This window comes from Actinomadura sp. NEAU-AAG7 (assembly GCF_018603865.1).
GTDB classification, from domain to species: Bacteria; Actinomycetota; Actinomycetes; order Streptosporangiales; family Streptosporangiaceae; genus Spirillospora; species Spirillospora litoris.
The window spans coordinates 170,650-184,963 of record NZ_JAHFZY010000012.1 but is presented as its reverse complement, the minus strand read 5'-3'; the positions used below and the strand labels follow the sequence as shown (position 1 = coordinate 184,963).

The window sequence follows — 14,314 nt, the reverse complement described above, 5'->3', positions numbered from 1 at the left end:
CCACGACGGCGGCGGCCCGGGGATCTCCCCGGGCCGCCGCCGTTTCCCGCCTTCTCTCTCCCCCCGCACGAACGGCGGGGACGGAAACGGGGGCCGCCCGTGTCGGACGGCCCCCGTTCCCCGATAGCGCTCGGTCGGCCGTGAAAGCTCGGTCCGCCGCGGTCGGCCGTGAAGCTTGGCCCGCCGGAACGCTTGGTCTTCGGATCGCCTGCGGTTCGGATCGCCGGGTTCGCGGACCGGCCGCCCGGCCGGTCCGCGAGGCCGGCCGGTCGTCAGGTCAGCCTGCGCGCTTGGTGCGGGCGCGGGTGCGCTCGCGCTCCTTGGCGTCCAGGACGACCTTGCGGATGCGGACGGCGGTCGGGGTGACCTCGACGCACTCGTCCTCCCGGCAGAACTCCAGGGCCTCCTCCAGCGACAGCAGCCGGGGCGGGGTCAGCCGCTCCAGCTCGTCGCCGGTCGAGGACCGCATGTTCGTGAGCTTCTTCTCCTTGGTGATGTTGACGTCCATGTCGTCCGAGCGGGAGTTCTCCCCGACGATCATGCCCTCGTACACCTCGGTGGTCGGGCCGACGAAGAACGTCCCGCGCTCCTGGAGGTTCGTGATCGCGTACGCGGTCGCGGCGCCGGCGCGGTCGGCCACCAGCGACCCGGACGGACGGGTGCGCAGCTCCCCGAACCAGGGCTCGTAGTCCTCGAACACGTGGTGGGCCATGCCGGTGCCGCGCGTCTCGGTCATGAACTCGGTGCGGAACCCGATCAGGCCCCGCGCCGGGACGAGGAACTCCATCCGGATCCAGCCGGTGCCGTGGTTGGTCATGTGCTCCATGCGCCCCTTGCGGACGGCCATGAGCTGCGTGACCGCGCCCAGGTGCTCCTCGGGGATGTCGACGGTGAGCCGCTCGACCGGCTCGTGCTTCTTGCCGTCGACGATCCGGGTGACGACCTGCGGCTTGCCGACGGTCAGCTCGTAGCCCTCGCGGCGCATGTTCTCCACGAGGATCGCGAGCGCCAGCTCGCCGCGGCCCTGCACCTCCCAGGCGTCCGGGCGCTCGGTCGGCAGCACCTTGATCGAGACGTTGCCGACCAGCTCCCGGTCGAGCCGGTCCTTGACCATCCGGGCGGTGACCTTGGTGCCCTTCTCGCGGCCCGCCATCGGCCCGGTGTTGGTGCCGATCGTCATCGAGATCGCGGGCTCGTCCACGGTGATCAGCGGCAGCGGGCGCGGGTCGTCGGGGTCGGCGATGGTGTCGCCGATCATGATGTCGGGGATGCCGGCGATCGCGATGATGTCGCCGGGCCCGGCCTCGTCGGCGGGCTTGCGGGTGAGCGCCTCGGTCATCAGCAGCTCGGTGATCCGCACCTTCTCGACGCTGCCGTCGTGGCGGCACCAGGCGACGGTCTGGCCCTTCTTGATCGTCCCGGCGTGCACCCGGCACAGCGCGATCCGGCCGAGGTAGCTGGAGGCGTCCAGGTTGGTGACGTGCGCCTGGAGCGGCGCGTCCGGGTCGTAGGAGGGCACCGGGATCGCCTCGGTGATGACCTTGAACAGCGGTTCCAGGTCCTCGCTGTCGGGCATGGCGCCGTCGGCGGGCTTGTTCATCGAGGCCCGCCCGGCGCGCCCGGAGGCGTAGACGATCGGGAAGTCGATCTGGTCCTCGTCGGCGTCGAGGTCCATGAACAGCTCGTAGGTGTCGTCCACGACCTCGTCGATGCGGGCGTCGGGACGGTCGGTCTTGTTCACGACGAGGATCACCGGCAGCCGCGCGGCCAGCGCCTTGCGCAGCACGAACCGGGTCTGCGGGAGGGGGCCCTCGCTGGCGTCCACGAGCAGTACGACGCCGTCCACCATCGACAGCCCGCGCTCGACCTCGCCGCCGAAGTCGGCGTGGCCGGGGGTGTCGATGATGTTGATCGTGAGGCCGTTGTGCCGGACGGCGGTGTTCTTCGCGAGGATCGTGATGCCCTTCTCACGTTCCAGGTCGCCGGAGTCCATGACGCGGTCGTCGACGTCCTGGTTCTCGCGGAAGGCACCGGACTGCCAGAGCATGGCGTCGACCAGCGTCGTCTTGCCGTGGTCGACATGGGCGACGATCGCGACGTTCCGGAGGTCATCGCGCGTGGAGATGGGCATGCGGGCTCGCCTTGCGTGAGAGTTCGGGAGTCGCCGCAGACGCGCGGCACCCCCCATTCTACTTGGCCTCGCGCGCGGCCCCACCCCCGCAAGGGGTTCCGCCCGTCACACCGGGCCTTTCCGGGGGGTGTGAGGGGCCGTCCCTCCACGGGAAACCCCCGGGAGGCCCGCAGGAGAACGGCGCGGATTGGCCAACTTTGCCGATCCTTTGTAATCTCCCTGAGATCCGGCCGTCCGGAGCGCCCCACCCCCCGGGGCCTGCGGCCGGAGCGCCGAGTCCGCCGCGGCGGGGCCTGTGAGCACGGGCCGCGCGGCGCGGAGCCGGGGACCCAGGATCCCCCGGGGTGAATCGACCTCGTGTCGTAGGGCGCCTCCTGGCCCGAACCCGTCAGCTAACCCGGTAGGCGCGCAGGGAGAGGAGAAACCGGCTTGGCAGCCGATTCCCACCGGCGGCGGCGCCGCACGCCCGTCGCCGTCGCGGCCACCACCCTCCTGATCGGCCTCGGCACCACCGCGCCGCTCGCCGCGCACGCCGCGCAGCCGTTCGGCGCGCCGAACGGCGCGCCCGCCCCGACGCCGCTGCCGACCTCGGAGAAGGGGCTGCGGCAGAGCCTGGACGCGCTGAACACCGAGGCGGAGAAGCTCACCGAGCAGTACAACAAGGCCCGCGTCGACCTCGACCGGGCGAGGAAGGCCGAGCAGGCCGCCGCCCGCGCCGCCGCCACGCTGGAGGCGCAGACCGCGCCCGCGCGCGAGCGGCTCGGCCAGATGGCCGCCGCGAACTACATGAACGGCGGCCCGAGCGCGATGTTCGGCGTGAGCGGCTCGTCCGAGGGGCTGTCGGCCGGGGCCTACCTCACGCAGAGCCAGGCCGGCGCCGTGGCCGCGCTGCAGAAGCAGATCGACCGGGCGAACCAGGCCAGGCGCACCGCCGAGGCGAGGACCGCGCAGGTCCAGCAGGCGGCGGAGCGGGCCAAGGCCGCCCGCGAGGCCGCCCGCCAGAAGGTCGCCGAGGTCACCAAGCGGCTCGACAAGCTGACCACGACCCACGTCAAGGACCCGCGCACCGGGCTGTCGGCCACGATCCAGGGCTCGGGCCTTCCGGCCAAGATGACCCGCAAGGCCCTCACCAAGCTGGGCTCGCCCTATGTGTGGGCCGCCGCGGGGCCGACCACGTTCGACTGCTCCGGCCTCGTCGTCTGGGCCTACGCCCAGGTCGGCAAGCCGGGCCTGCCGCACTACACCGGCGACCTCCTCGCGATGGGGCAGCGCGTGTCGCGCGGCTCGCTGCGCTCGGGCGACCTCGTGTACTTCGGCGCCAGCGTCCACCACATGGGGATCTACCTCGGCGGCGGCAAGTACCTGCACGCCCCGCAGACCGGCGACGTCGTCAAGATCTCGAACCTGTCCGACCGCTCCGACTTCGCCGGGGCGAACCGCATCACCTGACGCGGGTCACGTCGTCCGCTTCAGCAGCCTCTCCAGCTCGTCGATGACGGGACGGTCGCCGGGCAGCCAGTCGACGTCGTAGAGCTCGTCCGGGGTGAGCCAGCGCAGCGCCAGGTGCTCCAGCGCGCGCGGCTCACCCTCGACGATCGCGGCCGTCCACACCCGCAGCAGGCTGCGCCCGCTGAGCCGCCAGTCGCCGCCGACCCGGCGGTCCAGGCGGATCCCGATGTCGAGCTCCTCCCTGCACTCGCGGACGAGGGCCTCCTCGTCGCTCTCCCCCGGGTCGACCTTGCCGCCCGGCAGTTCCCAGCCGCCCGCCATGTGCGCCGGCTCGGCGCGCTGGGCGCTCAGCAGCCGCCCGTCCGAGATGATCGCTGCACCCACCACGACGAGGTCGATCGCCACCAGCCCCCTCCGGCTCTCCGTTCACTTCATTCTGAGACGGTCGCGGGGGTGGGCCCGGTTCCGGTCGCGCCGTTTCCGCCGGGACGAGCGTCCGCGACGACGCGCGCCGCGTCCCGGACGATCTCCTCCAGGTGGCCGCCGTGCGCGCCGCGCCAGTACACCTGCCCGCAGTCCACGCACCGCCCGTAGACGTCGTAGCTGCGGCGGGTGCCCGCCTCCAGGTCGCGCTCGACGTCGCGCTTGTCGACCTCGGCGAGCGGGCCGTTGCAGGCGGTGCAGCGCGTCCAGGGCGCGAGGACGGGCGCGAACCGCTCCAGCAGGTCGCGGAGCTGGTCGTCGGGGCGCGAGCCGCGCACGTACGCGCCGAACCACAGCGCGCGGCGCCGCAGAAGACCGCGGTCCTGGGTGAGCAGGACGCGCCGCTCCTCGTTGGCCTGGACGACGAGCGCGGGGTCGTCCATGTCGTTGTGGTAGGCGGTGTCGAGCCCGAGCAGCCGCATCCGCCGCGCGAGCGTGCCGAGGTGCACGTCCAGGAGGAAGCGCGGCGCGGCCTGCCCGGGCTCCAGCGGGACGGGCTGCGGGCGCGGGACGGCCTCCACCAGCACCTCCTCGCCCGCGTGCGGACGGGCGGACGGCGCCACCCGCTCCCCGCGGACCGTCATCGGCCCGACCTCGGGCAGCGGCACGCCCAGCGACTCCACGAGGTGCCCCAGCGTCGAGGTCCCGTCGTAGGCGACCCGGCGGGCGGACTCGCGCCGCGTCGCGGGCAGGAACATCAGCAGTTCGTCGGCGATCCGGATGCGTATCTCGGGCTCCACGCCGTCAGCATGCCACGCGGCCCTGGCGAATCCCTCCGGATTATCGTCAGGCGGCCGTGAGGCGGCCGGCCGACGACTCCAGGGAGGCCAGCAGGGACGGCACGTCCTGCCCCAGCAGGACGCCGCCGCGCTTGACGATCCTCCCGGCGACCAGCACGGTGTCGACCTCGCGGGTCCCCGCGTACCGGACCACCGCCGCGATCGGGTCGTGGGCCGCCGCCATCCCCGGCGTGTCGGTGCGCAGGACGACCAGGTCGGCCTGCTTGCCGGGGGCGAGCGACCCGGTGACGCCCGCGAGCCCGGCGGCCTCCGCGCCGCCGATCGTCGCCATCCGGAGCACGTCGGACGTGGTGAACCCCATCCCCGCGCCGTCCGGGCGGCCGCGCTCCAGGACGTGGGCGGCGCCCATGACGCCGAACATGTCACCGGGGCCGCTGACGACGGTGTCGGCGCCGAGCCCGGTCGGGACGCCCGCCGCGAGCGACCGCCCGGTGGCGACGGGACCGAGGCCGAGGGCCGCCTCGACGCCGGGCGTGACCGAGACCGTCCCGCCGGAGGCGGCGATCCGCCTGAGGTCGTCGCCGGTGAAGTGGTTCGCGTGGACGTACATCGCCCCCTGGTCCATCAGCCCGTGGTCGACCAGGAACGCCATGCCGCGCTCGGCGCTCTCGGCGCCGTGGCCGCCCATGTGGGTGGTGACCGGGAGGCCGAGGTCGCGGGCCACCGCCCACTCGCGCAGCGCGCGCTCCGGGCTCGTGAGCTCGGGGCCGAGCGCGGCCATCGCCATCGTGAGGAGGCCGTCCGGGACGTCGAAGTAGGCGTCGCGGACGCGGGCCGTCTCGGCGGCGAGGGCGTCGAGGTCGCCGCCGCCGAAGTAGCAGAAGCCGAACACGGCGCGCGCGCCGGACGCGCGCAGCGCCGACACGCTCGCCTCGGCGTACTCCGGGCGGAGCTGGATGTGCGACCAGTCGACCACCGTCGTGACGCCCGAGTCGAGGCACTCCAGGGCGCCCGCGAGCGTCCCGGCGTACACGTCGTCCGCGGTGTGCCGCGGGGCCAGCACGCCGAGGACGCGCTCCACGTAGGCGGGCAGCGTGCCGTCGGGCAGGGCGGCACGGATCCCCGCCTGCCAGACGTGCCGGTGCGTGTCCACGAAGCCGGGCAGCACGATCCGGCCCGACGCGTCGATCACCTCGGCGTCCGCCGGGAGGGGCGCGGCGGCGGAGGAGGCCAGGTCGGGGCCGACGGCGGCGATCCGCCCGTCCTGGACGAGGACGTCGGCGCGCCCGAGCACGGTGGGCGCGGGGTCGGTGTCGATGACGAGGCCGTCGCGCAGGAGGTAGGTCGATGTCATGCCAGAAAGCTTAAGGAAAAGCTTTTTAGAAAGCAACTTGGTGAGCGAGTATTCTCGGCGTGTGCGCGACGACGTTTCCCCGAGTGCCTCCCCCGACGCCCCCGGGGACGAGGTCGACGCGATCGCGCGGGAGTGGCGGCGGAGCGGGATCTCCGAGCCGCTCATCGCGATGCTGGAGGTCGGCAAGCGCGCCCAGCGGATCGGCGCGCTCGTCCAGCAGGCGCTGCGCGACGGCCTCGCCGAGTACGGGCTGACCTACGCCGAGTTCGAGGTGCTGACCGTGCTGCACCGGGCGGGCCCGCCCCACCGGCTTCGCCCGAGCGACCTCACCGGCCCGGCGCTGCTCACCTCCGGCGGGACGAGCAACGTCCTGCAGCGGCTCCAGAAGGCCGGCCACGTCGAGCGCGAGGCCGACACCGCGGACGCGCGGAGCCGGTTCGTCCGGCTCACCGAGGACGGCCTGCGCGTCACCGAGCGGGGGATGGAGATGTCCGCCCGCGTGCACGAGGAGATCATGGCGGGGCTGCCGCCGGAGACCGTGCGGGCTGCGGCCGACGCCCTCCGCGACGTGCACGCGGTGATCGGCCGGCGCCGCTTCCGCTGACCGTCCGCGTCCCGCCGGGCGTCGTCCAGGGCCGCCCCCTCCTCGGATCGATGCCGAACCGGCGGTGACGCCATCGGCAACATCCCCTGAATTGCCCCGCTTCGCCGTGACGGGCGGGCCTCCGCCGGGTGACACTCACCGCATGAACACCCCCCGCTACTCCACGTTCCGCCGCGCACTGCTCCTGGTCCCCCTGCTCGCCGCGGGGCTGGCCGGGCCCGCCGCACAGGCCGCCGCCGTCCCGGGCCCGGCGGCCGCCGTGTCCGTCCGCGTCGAGGCGATCGCGCCGATCTGCGAGACGCGGCTCCCCGACCAGGCCGACGACACCATCGCCCTCATCGACCGGGGCGGCCCCTACCCCTATCCGCAGGACGGCACGGTCTTCCAGAACCGCGAGGGCCTGCTGCCGAAGGAGCCGAAGGGCTTCTACCACGAGTACACCGTCAAGACCCCGGGCAGCCCGGACCGCGGCGCGCGCCGCATCATCACCTCCGGCGACGAGGGCCACGACGGCATGTACTGGACCGCCGACCACTACCGCACGTTCTACGACATCGACTTCGGCTGCTGACCGCCCCGGAGGCGCCCTGGCCCGTCGCGGAACGGGCCGGGGCGCCGCGGCTCGGGGACGGCCCCCGTCCGGGGCTGGGCCCGGGTTACTGGGCCGCCAGCTGGGAGACCTTCTGCTTGAGGTCCTTGCGCGCGAGCGGACGCGTCGTCCCGATCCAGTTGGCGCGCTTGTAGGGCTTCACGCCGATGGCCGGGACGCACGCCGAGCAGCTCGCCACGATCATCTTGCCGCCGCCGATCACCATCCCGACATGGCCGGGGTTGTTGGCCGAGGTCCCGGGCCCGGAGTTGAAGAACACCAGGTCACCGGGCTGCTCCTTGCCCTTGTCGATCTTCACGCCGAACGGCCACTGCTCGAACGTCGTGCGCGGGATCGCCAGCCCGACGGACCGGTAGGCGGCCTGGAGCAGGCTGGAGCAGTCCCACGCGTCCGGACCGTTCGCGCCGAACACGTACGGCTTGCCGCGCTGCGCCAGCGCGAACGAGATGATCCGCTTGACCAGCTCGCCGGCGTTGGCGGGCAGGTCGTTGTCCTGGCACTCGACGCCGTTGGACTGGACGATGTCGAAGTCCCCGCCGACGTACTTCTTCGCCCAGTCCAGGACGAGGTTCACGTAGTCCCACGAGTGGTTGTACATGAAGATCGCGGTGCGCATCCGGCGCGGGGCGCCGTTGTGCTTGAGGTAGGCGGCGGCGGTGGGGATGGCGTCGGCCGGGTCGTAGCGGTTCTTGCGCCCGTCCTTGTTCCCGTCCACCGCGAACGCCTTGAACGTGGGGTCGAGGAACTGCATCGGCCCGCCCGCGCCCGCGTAGTTCTCGCCGCTCTTGACGCCCGGCAGGTTGGAGGTGCCGTGCCCGGTCTCGACCTTCCCGATGCCCGCGAGGACGTTCCACGGGATGCCGTACCGCCCCCCGGCCTTCTTGTAGAGGTCCAGGTAGTCGGCGGGGATCGCGCGGGCGCCGGTCGCGGCGGCCGGTTGCGCGCCCGCCTGCGCCACGTCCACGCAGCCGCCCGCGCCGCCGCCGAACACGAACTGGCCGCCGCCGAACAGCACGGGCACGAACAGCATCGCCATGAACAGCGTCGCGGCGACACCGAGGCCCCCGGCCGCCAGGAGCCGCTTGGGCGTCATCCGGTGTCACCCGCCTGACCGGTGTCGGCGGGCTGGAAGGCGTACACCTTCAGCGAGCCGCCGTCGCGGGCGATGGTCACGGCCCACTGCTTGCTGTCACCGCCGTTCTTGCCCGCCCGGGTGAGCTGCTGCTTGCCGGTCACCAGGAAGATGATCGAGTTGTCCTCGATGTCGCGGACCCGGTCGAGCGTCGCCGCCCCCTGCGCGACGACCTGCTCGCGGCGCCGCTCGTCCTGGATGCCGGGGGCCGCGGCGCCGCGCGCGAGCTCGCCGCGCAGCGCCTCGGTGACGAGCCCGGACAGCCGTCCGATGTAGACCTGCGGGTCCTCGTCGAAGCGGTAGGTGCCGTAGGCGGCGACGAAGCGCTGCGCCAGGTCGGCCGCCGTGGCGAACTCCTGCCGCGAGAACGGCAGCAGCCGGTACACGTCGAAGTCGTTCGGGTTGACGGCGCTCTGGATGCCCGCCGGCGGCGACGCCGGCCCGGTCGGGCCCGTGCTCGGGGTGGACGCGGCGGCGCTCGGCCGGTCGCTCGCGCCGCCGGAGTCGTCACCGGGCGCGGCGATCGTCAGGTAGACGCCGACCAGCGCGAGCACCACCACGAGCCCCCCGAACAGCAGCTTGCGCTGTCGGTCGTTCAGGTTCATCACTCGTCCCGATCACCGGAGTCGCCGTCCACCGGACGCAGCCAGAACGGGATCGGCGGGCCCTCCTCGGAGCCGCCGCGCCCCCACAGCGGCGGAGGTCCGCCCGGACCGCCGGAGCCGCCGGTCCGGCCGCCGCCGCCCGCGCCCGCGCGCGGCCTCGGGACGTTGGACGCCGGGTCGGGCTGCCGGCCGGCGGGCGCGCCGCCCCCCGAGGGCGACCCGCCGCCGGACCCCGAGCCGCCGTTGGAACCGGACCCGCCGTTGGAGCCGGAGCCGCCGCCTTCGCCGCCGCCGGAGAACCAGCCTCCGCCGCCGTTGGAGCCGCCGCCGGCACCCGCACCCGCACCTGCACCCGCGCCCGCTCCGGCACCTGCACCGCCCCCGGCCCGGCCGCGTCCGCGTCCGTTGAACCAGCCGCCGCCACCGGGGCCCTTCCCGGCGCCGTTGCCCTCGGAACCGCCGGACCCGCCGGACCCGCCGCCTGAGCCGTTGCCGCCGGACGCGCCGCCTCCACCGGAGGTGTCACCGCGTCCCGCCCAGGAGGTCGGACGGGTGGTACCCGCGCCCGCACCGGCCCTCGACCCGGACCCGGCACCCGATCCGGCGCCCGCGCCCGACGAGGGCCTGCCGCCCCCGGACGCCGCGGCGCCCGCGCCGGAGCCCGCTCCACCGCTCGCACGCACGCCCGCCGACCCGCCGGGGCGCGGCGGCGCGGCACCGACCGAGTCGGCGCCGCCGTCCGCGGGCCCGCCCGCGCGGGACGGCAGGTTCAGCGGGGGCGCGCCCCGCCTGGACCGCCCCTGCGCCGCGACCGCGCCGGAGGTGCGGGGCCGCGCCGCGAGCACGGGCGCCTCGTCCGGCGAGGGGGCCTCGCCCGCGCCGGGCGCGCCGACCGCGGCGGTCCTGCGGTCCGCGCCGACGACCACGCCGCCGTTCTGCGCGTCGGCGGCCGCGGCCGCCTCGGTGGTCGCGTCGCGCTTGGCCCGGCGGCCGAGCCGGTATCCGGCCGCGCCGGGCATCACCGTGCCCGCGACCGACGTCGTGCTCCGCCGCGCCTCGGTGATCGACTTGTCGAGCTGCGCCTCGCCCTTCTCCCGCGCCCCGACCGCCGAGTACCCGACGGCGGAGAACAGGTGCTGGAACGGCTTGCGGTAGATGAACGCCGCGAACGTCACCAGCGCGATGAGCAGGATTTGCAAGCCCCACGGCAGCGTCTCGCCGAGGATCAGCCCGTAGGCCCACAGCAGCAGCGACAGCACCCCGATGAGCGCCGCCTGTTTCAGCAGCATCGACAGCAGCAGCTCCAGCCATCGGACGGCGATCACCCGTCCGATGCCCGGATGTATCCCGATGCCGAGGAAGATCGGCCCGGCGACCAGCAGCAGCAGGAAGGCGATCTTCACCACGATCAGCGCGATCGCGATCACCATGATCAGCAGGCCGGCGACCAGCGCCGCGAACAGCCCGCCGAACGCGACCGCCAGCCGGTTCTGCCAGTTCCGCCCCTGGAAGAGCGAGTAGCTCCCGGGATGGTTCTCCTTGATGTCCTTGGTGACGTCCTTGTAGGCGTCGGCCTTCTTGCCGAGATCGACCTTCTGCCCGCCGTAGGTCTCGGGCATGTCGACGGCCTGCGACCACAGCAACCGGTCGGCGTTGTCCTTGACGATCTTGGCGTTGGGGTCGGTGGTGCCGAACTCGCCCTGCAGCCACGGCTTGCAGACCAGCGCCACCCACAGCCCGTTGGCGTTGCGGGTCGTCGCGTCCAGGTTCTGGGACGCGGCCGGATCCTGCTTGCCCTGGGGCGGCGGCACGCATCTGCCGCCCTTGGTGTCGCTCTGCGGCAGCGCCGCGTTGAACGCCGCGCTCGTCGCCTCCGACACCTTCGTCCCGAGCGTGGTGAAGTCGGCGGGCCGCGCGACCAGCCAGATCAGCGCCACCATCGCCGCGACCATCCAGATCACGCCCTCGGTGACCTTGCTCGCCCGCCGCCGGACGAGCCCCCACCAGGCGAGCCACATCGCCCCGAGGATGACCACCCACGACCAGTACCGCGCGTTGAACGTCTTGCCCATGCCGCTGATGACGCCGTCGACGGTGTCCTTCAGCCAGCTCAGCAGCGACTCCGACGCCGCGGCCTGGTAGACGCTGATCGTCGTCCGGTCGATCGACCGGACCAGCGTGAACGTGGTGTTGGCGAGGGCGTTGCCCATCATCGCCATCGCGTCCGAGCAGCCCATGTCGACCGCGTACCAGGTCTGCCCGGCCGTCCCGTACCGGTCGTAGTAGGTCAGCTGGTCGACGGGGGTCTTGCGCAGCTTCTCGTCGGGGTAGCCGGGCGGTTTGATGAGCCCGTCCGTCCCCGACTCGTACTGCTCGGGCGAGGGGTTGTCGGCGGGCGCGCAGGCGTCGTTCGGGTTCGAGCCCGGCGGAAGCGGGATCGACGCCGACGCGGGTGACAGTGGGCTGACCAGAAGCAGCGCCATGATGACGAGCAGCAGCACCGACCGGCGCCGGCGCGGGCTCCGCGCCCGCTTGCGGCGGGTGGGGGCTGGGAGTTCGAGCCCTTCGCCGGGGGAGCGCTGCAGGCGCGCCATCCGGTCGCGGGGACTCCTCATCGACGGACCTCCTCGGCCTTCGCCCCCGCGGTGGTGAGTTCGGACGCGCCCGGATGCGACCGGGTCGGGTTGGTGTCCAGCCAACGCTGCAGTTCCTCGGATATCAGGTCGACGCCGATGCGTCCCGCACGGCCGTCGAGGTCGCGGAAGATGCATTCGCCGTTGCCCAGGTTGCGCAGCACGGCCTTGTGCTCGTCAGACGCCTCCACCCCGAGAAGCGACATGACGTCGGCCACCTCCACCCGTTCGGTGGAGCGGAAGCAGAACACCGACGACAGGCAGTTGGTCACCTGCTCGTTCAGCAGGTCGCCGGCGTTCTGCGAGACCAAGATCAACGCGGTGTTGCGGGACCGTCCCATCCGCGACACCTCGGGCACGAGCTTCGCGCCCTCGGGAGTCGAGGTGATGGCCCACGCCTCGTCCAGGAAGATGGCCTTCGGCAGCCGCCGGTCGAGGCCGTGCATAAGCCGGCGCGCGAACTGCGACACCAGGTACATCAGCGCGACCGACAGCCGCTGCTCGTAGGAGTAGTCCTCGCGGTTGATCGCGACGTCGGGGAGCGTGAGCCCGCCGAGCGTGAACACGGTCGTCCAGCCGGCGCTGTCGATGCGCTCGCCGCCGGACGGGTCGAAGCACAGCCGCGCGAGCCGCATCTCCGACATCGAGCGCAGCACCGCGCCGAGGTTCTTGGACGCGGGGTCGGCGGCCGCCTCCAGGTGGTCGACGACGCGGCCGAGCGAGGGGCGCTCGCCGTTGGCGACCGCGCCGACCGCCTGGATCATCGCGGACTCGCGCTCCTCCGACATGCGCGGCAGCAGCAGCCGCAGCGTCTCGGTGGCCATCGTCTTCTTCGCCGCGAGGTCGTCGCCGAACGAGAACGGGTCGAGCAGGCCGGGTGCCGCCGACCCGAGCGGCAGGACCCGGGCCTTGCGCCCGCGCGCCCGCAGCAGCTCCACGAGCGACTCGGCGTCGCCCTTCGGGTCGATCGCCGCGACCGTGACGCCGCGCAGCGCCATCTGGTAGATCAGCAGCAGCGCGAGCGTGGTCTTGCCGCCGCCCGGCTCACCGGTGATCGCCACCGCCGTCGGACGGTTGCGGGCCGCGGCGACCAGCGGGTCGAAGTGGACGATCGACCGGGCCCGCCCCAGCGTCTCGCCGATGTAGGGGCCGATCCAGCCCTCGTCGTTCTCGTCCGGACGGTCGCCGAGGTCGACGGTCGCGATCGGCATGCCGCCCGCGATCGTCCGCAGCGGCTGGCGCTGCGCGTAGGCGTTCAGCCGGATCCGGTCGCCGGGCAGCGACTCCAGGAACAGCGAGAACTGGTCGCCGGTCGAGTTGACGACGTCGATGCCGATGTCGCGGTAGTGCTCGACCACCGCGTCCACCCGCTGGGCGAGCAGGTCCTCCGTCGGCGCGGACACGATCAGGCGGTGCCACCCGTACACGAACGGCAGCCGCTCCTTGGTGATGCCGTGCTCCAGCATCCGCGCCGCGTCGATCTGCTCCGCCAGCGCGATCGGGGCCTCCGCGCCCGCCTCGCGGATGTGCTGGTCCATGTCGCGGGCGTGCGCGAGCTTCCGCGAGACGTCCTTGGACGCCTTGGCGGGCGGGACGAGCTTCATCCGCGCGCTGATCTCGACGGGGAACGGCAGCGCGTCGGCGTAGTGGAACCACGGCTCGCCGTCCGGGAACGGCATCATGTCGGGGAACCGCGCGAACGACAGGTAGGCGACATAGGACGCGGCGGTCGCGCCGCCGCCCGCGCCCGTGTAGTTCGGCTGCTCGACCCGCAGGTAGGAGCGCCCGTTGTGGATGGCGCCCTCGACCAGCGACTCGATCTCTCCCTTGCCCCACGTCCGGCGCGGCACCGCCGAGGGCGGCGGGTCGGCCAGCGACCCGGTCACCGCGTGCTGGAACAGCCACGCCACCTCGGTGGCCGTGGCGTGCCGCGCGAACAGCGCCGACCCGCCGAGCGCGCGGCCGATCCGCTCGGCCTGCTCCGTCCAGCGCCCGATCTCCCGCTTGTCGACCGCGTCGTCGTTCACGCCGAGGACGCTCTCGCTGCGCTTGTAGAACCCGAGGAGCTGCGACAGCACGCCGCCGGACAGGTGCGCGCCCATCCCCCGCGGCCCGAGCCGCACGCCGAGGTAGACCTCCTTGGTCCAGAAGTCCTTGGCCCACACGTGGGCGTAGGTCTCCTCCAGGTACTCGCGCCACCCGGACCCGGCGTCGGACGTCCGGTCCAGCGCGAGCGCCCACTCCGCCGCCGGATACGTCCGGTGCGCGATCCGCAGGTGGATCTCGGCGTCCTGCATGCGGATGCCCGCGAGCGCGATCGTGATGTTGGTCGCGAGCGCCTCGCGCTCCTCACCGGTGGTGAACTCATACGACACCGTGGGCAACCGGAAGTAGGCCCAGGCGGCGTTGTCGGTGAGCAGCACGCGGTCGTCGAAGTACCGCACCGCCAGCCGGCTGGCCTTGCTCATGCCGTCCTCCCGACCAATGATTCTCCCGGTGCGCCGCGTCCGGTGAAGGGTTGCCCGGGGGACTGTTTCACGTCCGGACGGCCAGCAAGATCAGACGCGTCCGCA

General features: G+C 73.2%; 11 protein-coding genes and 1 riboswitch. Of the genes, 3 read left to right on the top strand and 8 right to left on the bottom strand.

All coding sequences use genetic code 11. The annotated features are described in order from the left end of the window. Positions 1-277: 277 nt before the first annotated feature. Positions 278-2,131: a translational GTPase TypA gene (gene typA, locus KLI87_RS38330; RefSeq protein ID WP_156219015.1), complete on the bottom strand. Its 1,854-nt coding sequence runs from the start codon at positions 2,129-2,131 to the stop codon at positions 278-280. 294 nt (positions 2,132-2,425) lie between these two features. After that, positions 2,426-2,554: riboswitch (cyclic di-AMP (ydaO/yuaA leader) on the top strand. 6 nt (positions 2,555-2,560) lie between these two features. Between typA and KLI87_RS38325 the strand changes: the two genes are divergently transcribed. Next, complete coding sequence (locus KLI87_RS38325; RefSeq protein ID WP_250904654.1) at positions 2,561-3,580, top strand: C40 family peptidase; 1,020 nt, start codon at positions 2,561-2,563, stop codon at positions 3,578-3,580. Positions 3,581-3,586: 6 nt separating this feature from the next. Here the strand turns inward: KLI87_RS38325 and KLI87_RS38320 are convergent, their stop codons facing one another. The 3 genes from KLI87_RS38320 to KLI87_RS38310 are packed head-to-tail and all read right to left on the bottom strand — an operon-like array spanning position 3,587 to position 6,157. Then, positions 3,587-3,979, bottom strand: a complete 393-nt coding sequence (locus KLI87_RS38320; RefSeq protein WP_214620922.1) for a (deoxy)nucleoside triphosphate pyrophosphohydrolase — start codon at positions 3,977-3,979, stop codon at positions 3,587-3,589. A 32-nt stretch (positions 3,980-4,011) separates the two neighbouring features. Further along, positions 4,012-4,803, bottom strand: a complete 792-nt coding sequence (locus tag KLI87_RS38315) for a Mut7-C RNAse domain-containing protein (RefSeq protein ID WP_308166542.1) — start codon at positions 4,801-4,803, stop codon at positions 4,012-4,014. Positions 4,804-4,849: 46 nt separating this feature from the next. Then, positions 4,850-6,157 carry an amidohydrolase family protein gene (locus KLI87_RS38310; RefSeq protein ID WP_214620905.1) on the bottom strand — a complete coding sequence of 436 codons (1,308 nt, stop codon included), beginning with the start codon at positions 6,155-6,157 and terminating at the stop codon, positions 4,850-4,852. A 61-nt stretch (positions 6,158-6,218) separates the two neighbouring features. Here KLI87_RS38310 and KLI87_RS38305 point away from each other — a divergent pair, with 61 nt between their 5' ends. Together KLI87_RS38305 and KLI87_RS38300 are read left to right on the top strand one after the other, a co-directional pair. Beyond that, entirely contained in the window at positions 6,219-6,761 is a 543-nt protein-coding gene (locus KLI87_RS38305) for a MarR family winged helix-turn-helix transcriptional regulator (protein WP_214620904.1), read from the top strand. A 142-nt stretch (positions 6,762-6,903) separates the two neighbouring features. Beyond that, positions 6,904-7,332: a ribonuclease domain-containing protein gene (locus KLI87_RS38300; protein WP_214620903.1), complete on the top strand. Its 429-nt coding sequence runs from the start codon at positions 6,904-6,906 to the stop codon at positions 7,330-7,332. 85 nt (positions 7,333-7,417) lie between these two features. Here the strand turns inward: KLI87_RS38300 and KLI87_RS38295 are convergent, their stop codons facing one another. From KLI87_RS38295 to KLI87_RS38280, 4 genes are read right to left on the bottom strand one after another with little or no spacing between them, the layout of a single operon-like run. Beyond that, on the bottom strand, positions 7,418-8,464 hold the full coding sequence (locus KLI87_RS38295) for a bifunctional lytic transglycosylase/C40 family peptidase (RefSeq protein ID WP_156219020.1): 1,047 nt from the start codon (positions 8,462-8,464) through the stop codon (positions 7,418-7,420). After that, positions 8,461-9,108 (bottom strand): hypothetical protein, encoded by a 648-nt coding sequence (locus KLI87_RS38290; protein ID WP_214620902.1) that lies wholly within the window; start codon positions 9,106-9,108, stop codon positions 8,461-8,463. Before KLI87_RS38290 ends, KLI87_RS38295 begins: the two co-directional genes overlap by 4 nt. Next, positions 9,108-11,723: a type IV secretion system protein gene (locus KLI87_RS41345; RefSeq protein WP_214620901.1), complete on the bottom strand. Its 2,616-nt coding sequence runs from the start codon at positions 11,721-11,723 to the stop codon at positions 9,108-9,110. Before KLI87_RS41345 ends, KLI87_RS38290 begins: the two co-directional genes overlap by 1 nt. Further along, positions 11,720-14,209 (bottom strand): ATP-binding protein, encoded by a 2,490-nt coding sequence (locus KLI87_RS38280; protein ID WP_156219022.1) that lies wholly within the window; start codon positions 14,207-14,209, stop codon positions 11,720-11,722. The genes KLI87_RS41345 and KLI87_RS38280 overlap by 4 nt, the downstream gene beginning before the upstream one ends. Positions 14,210-14,314 lie beyond the last annotated feature (105 nt).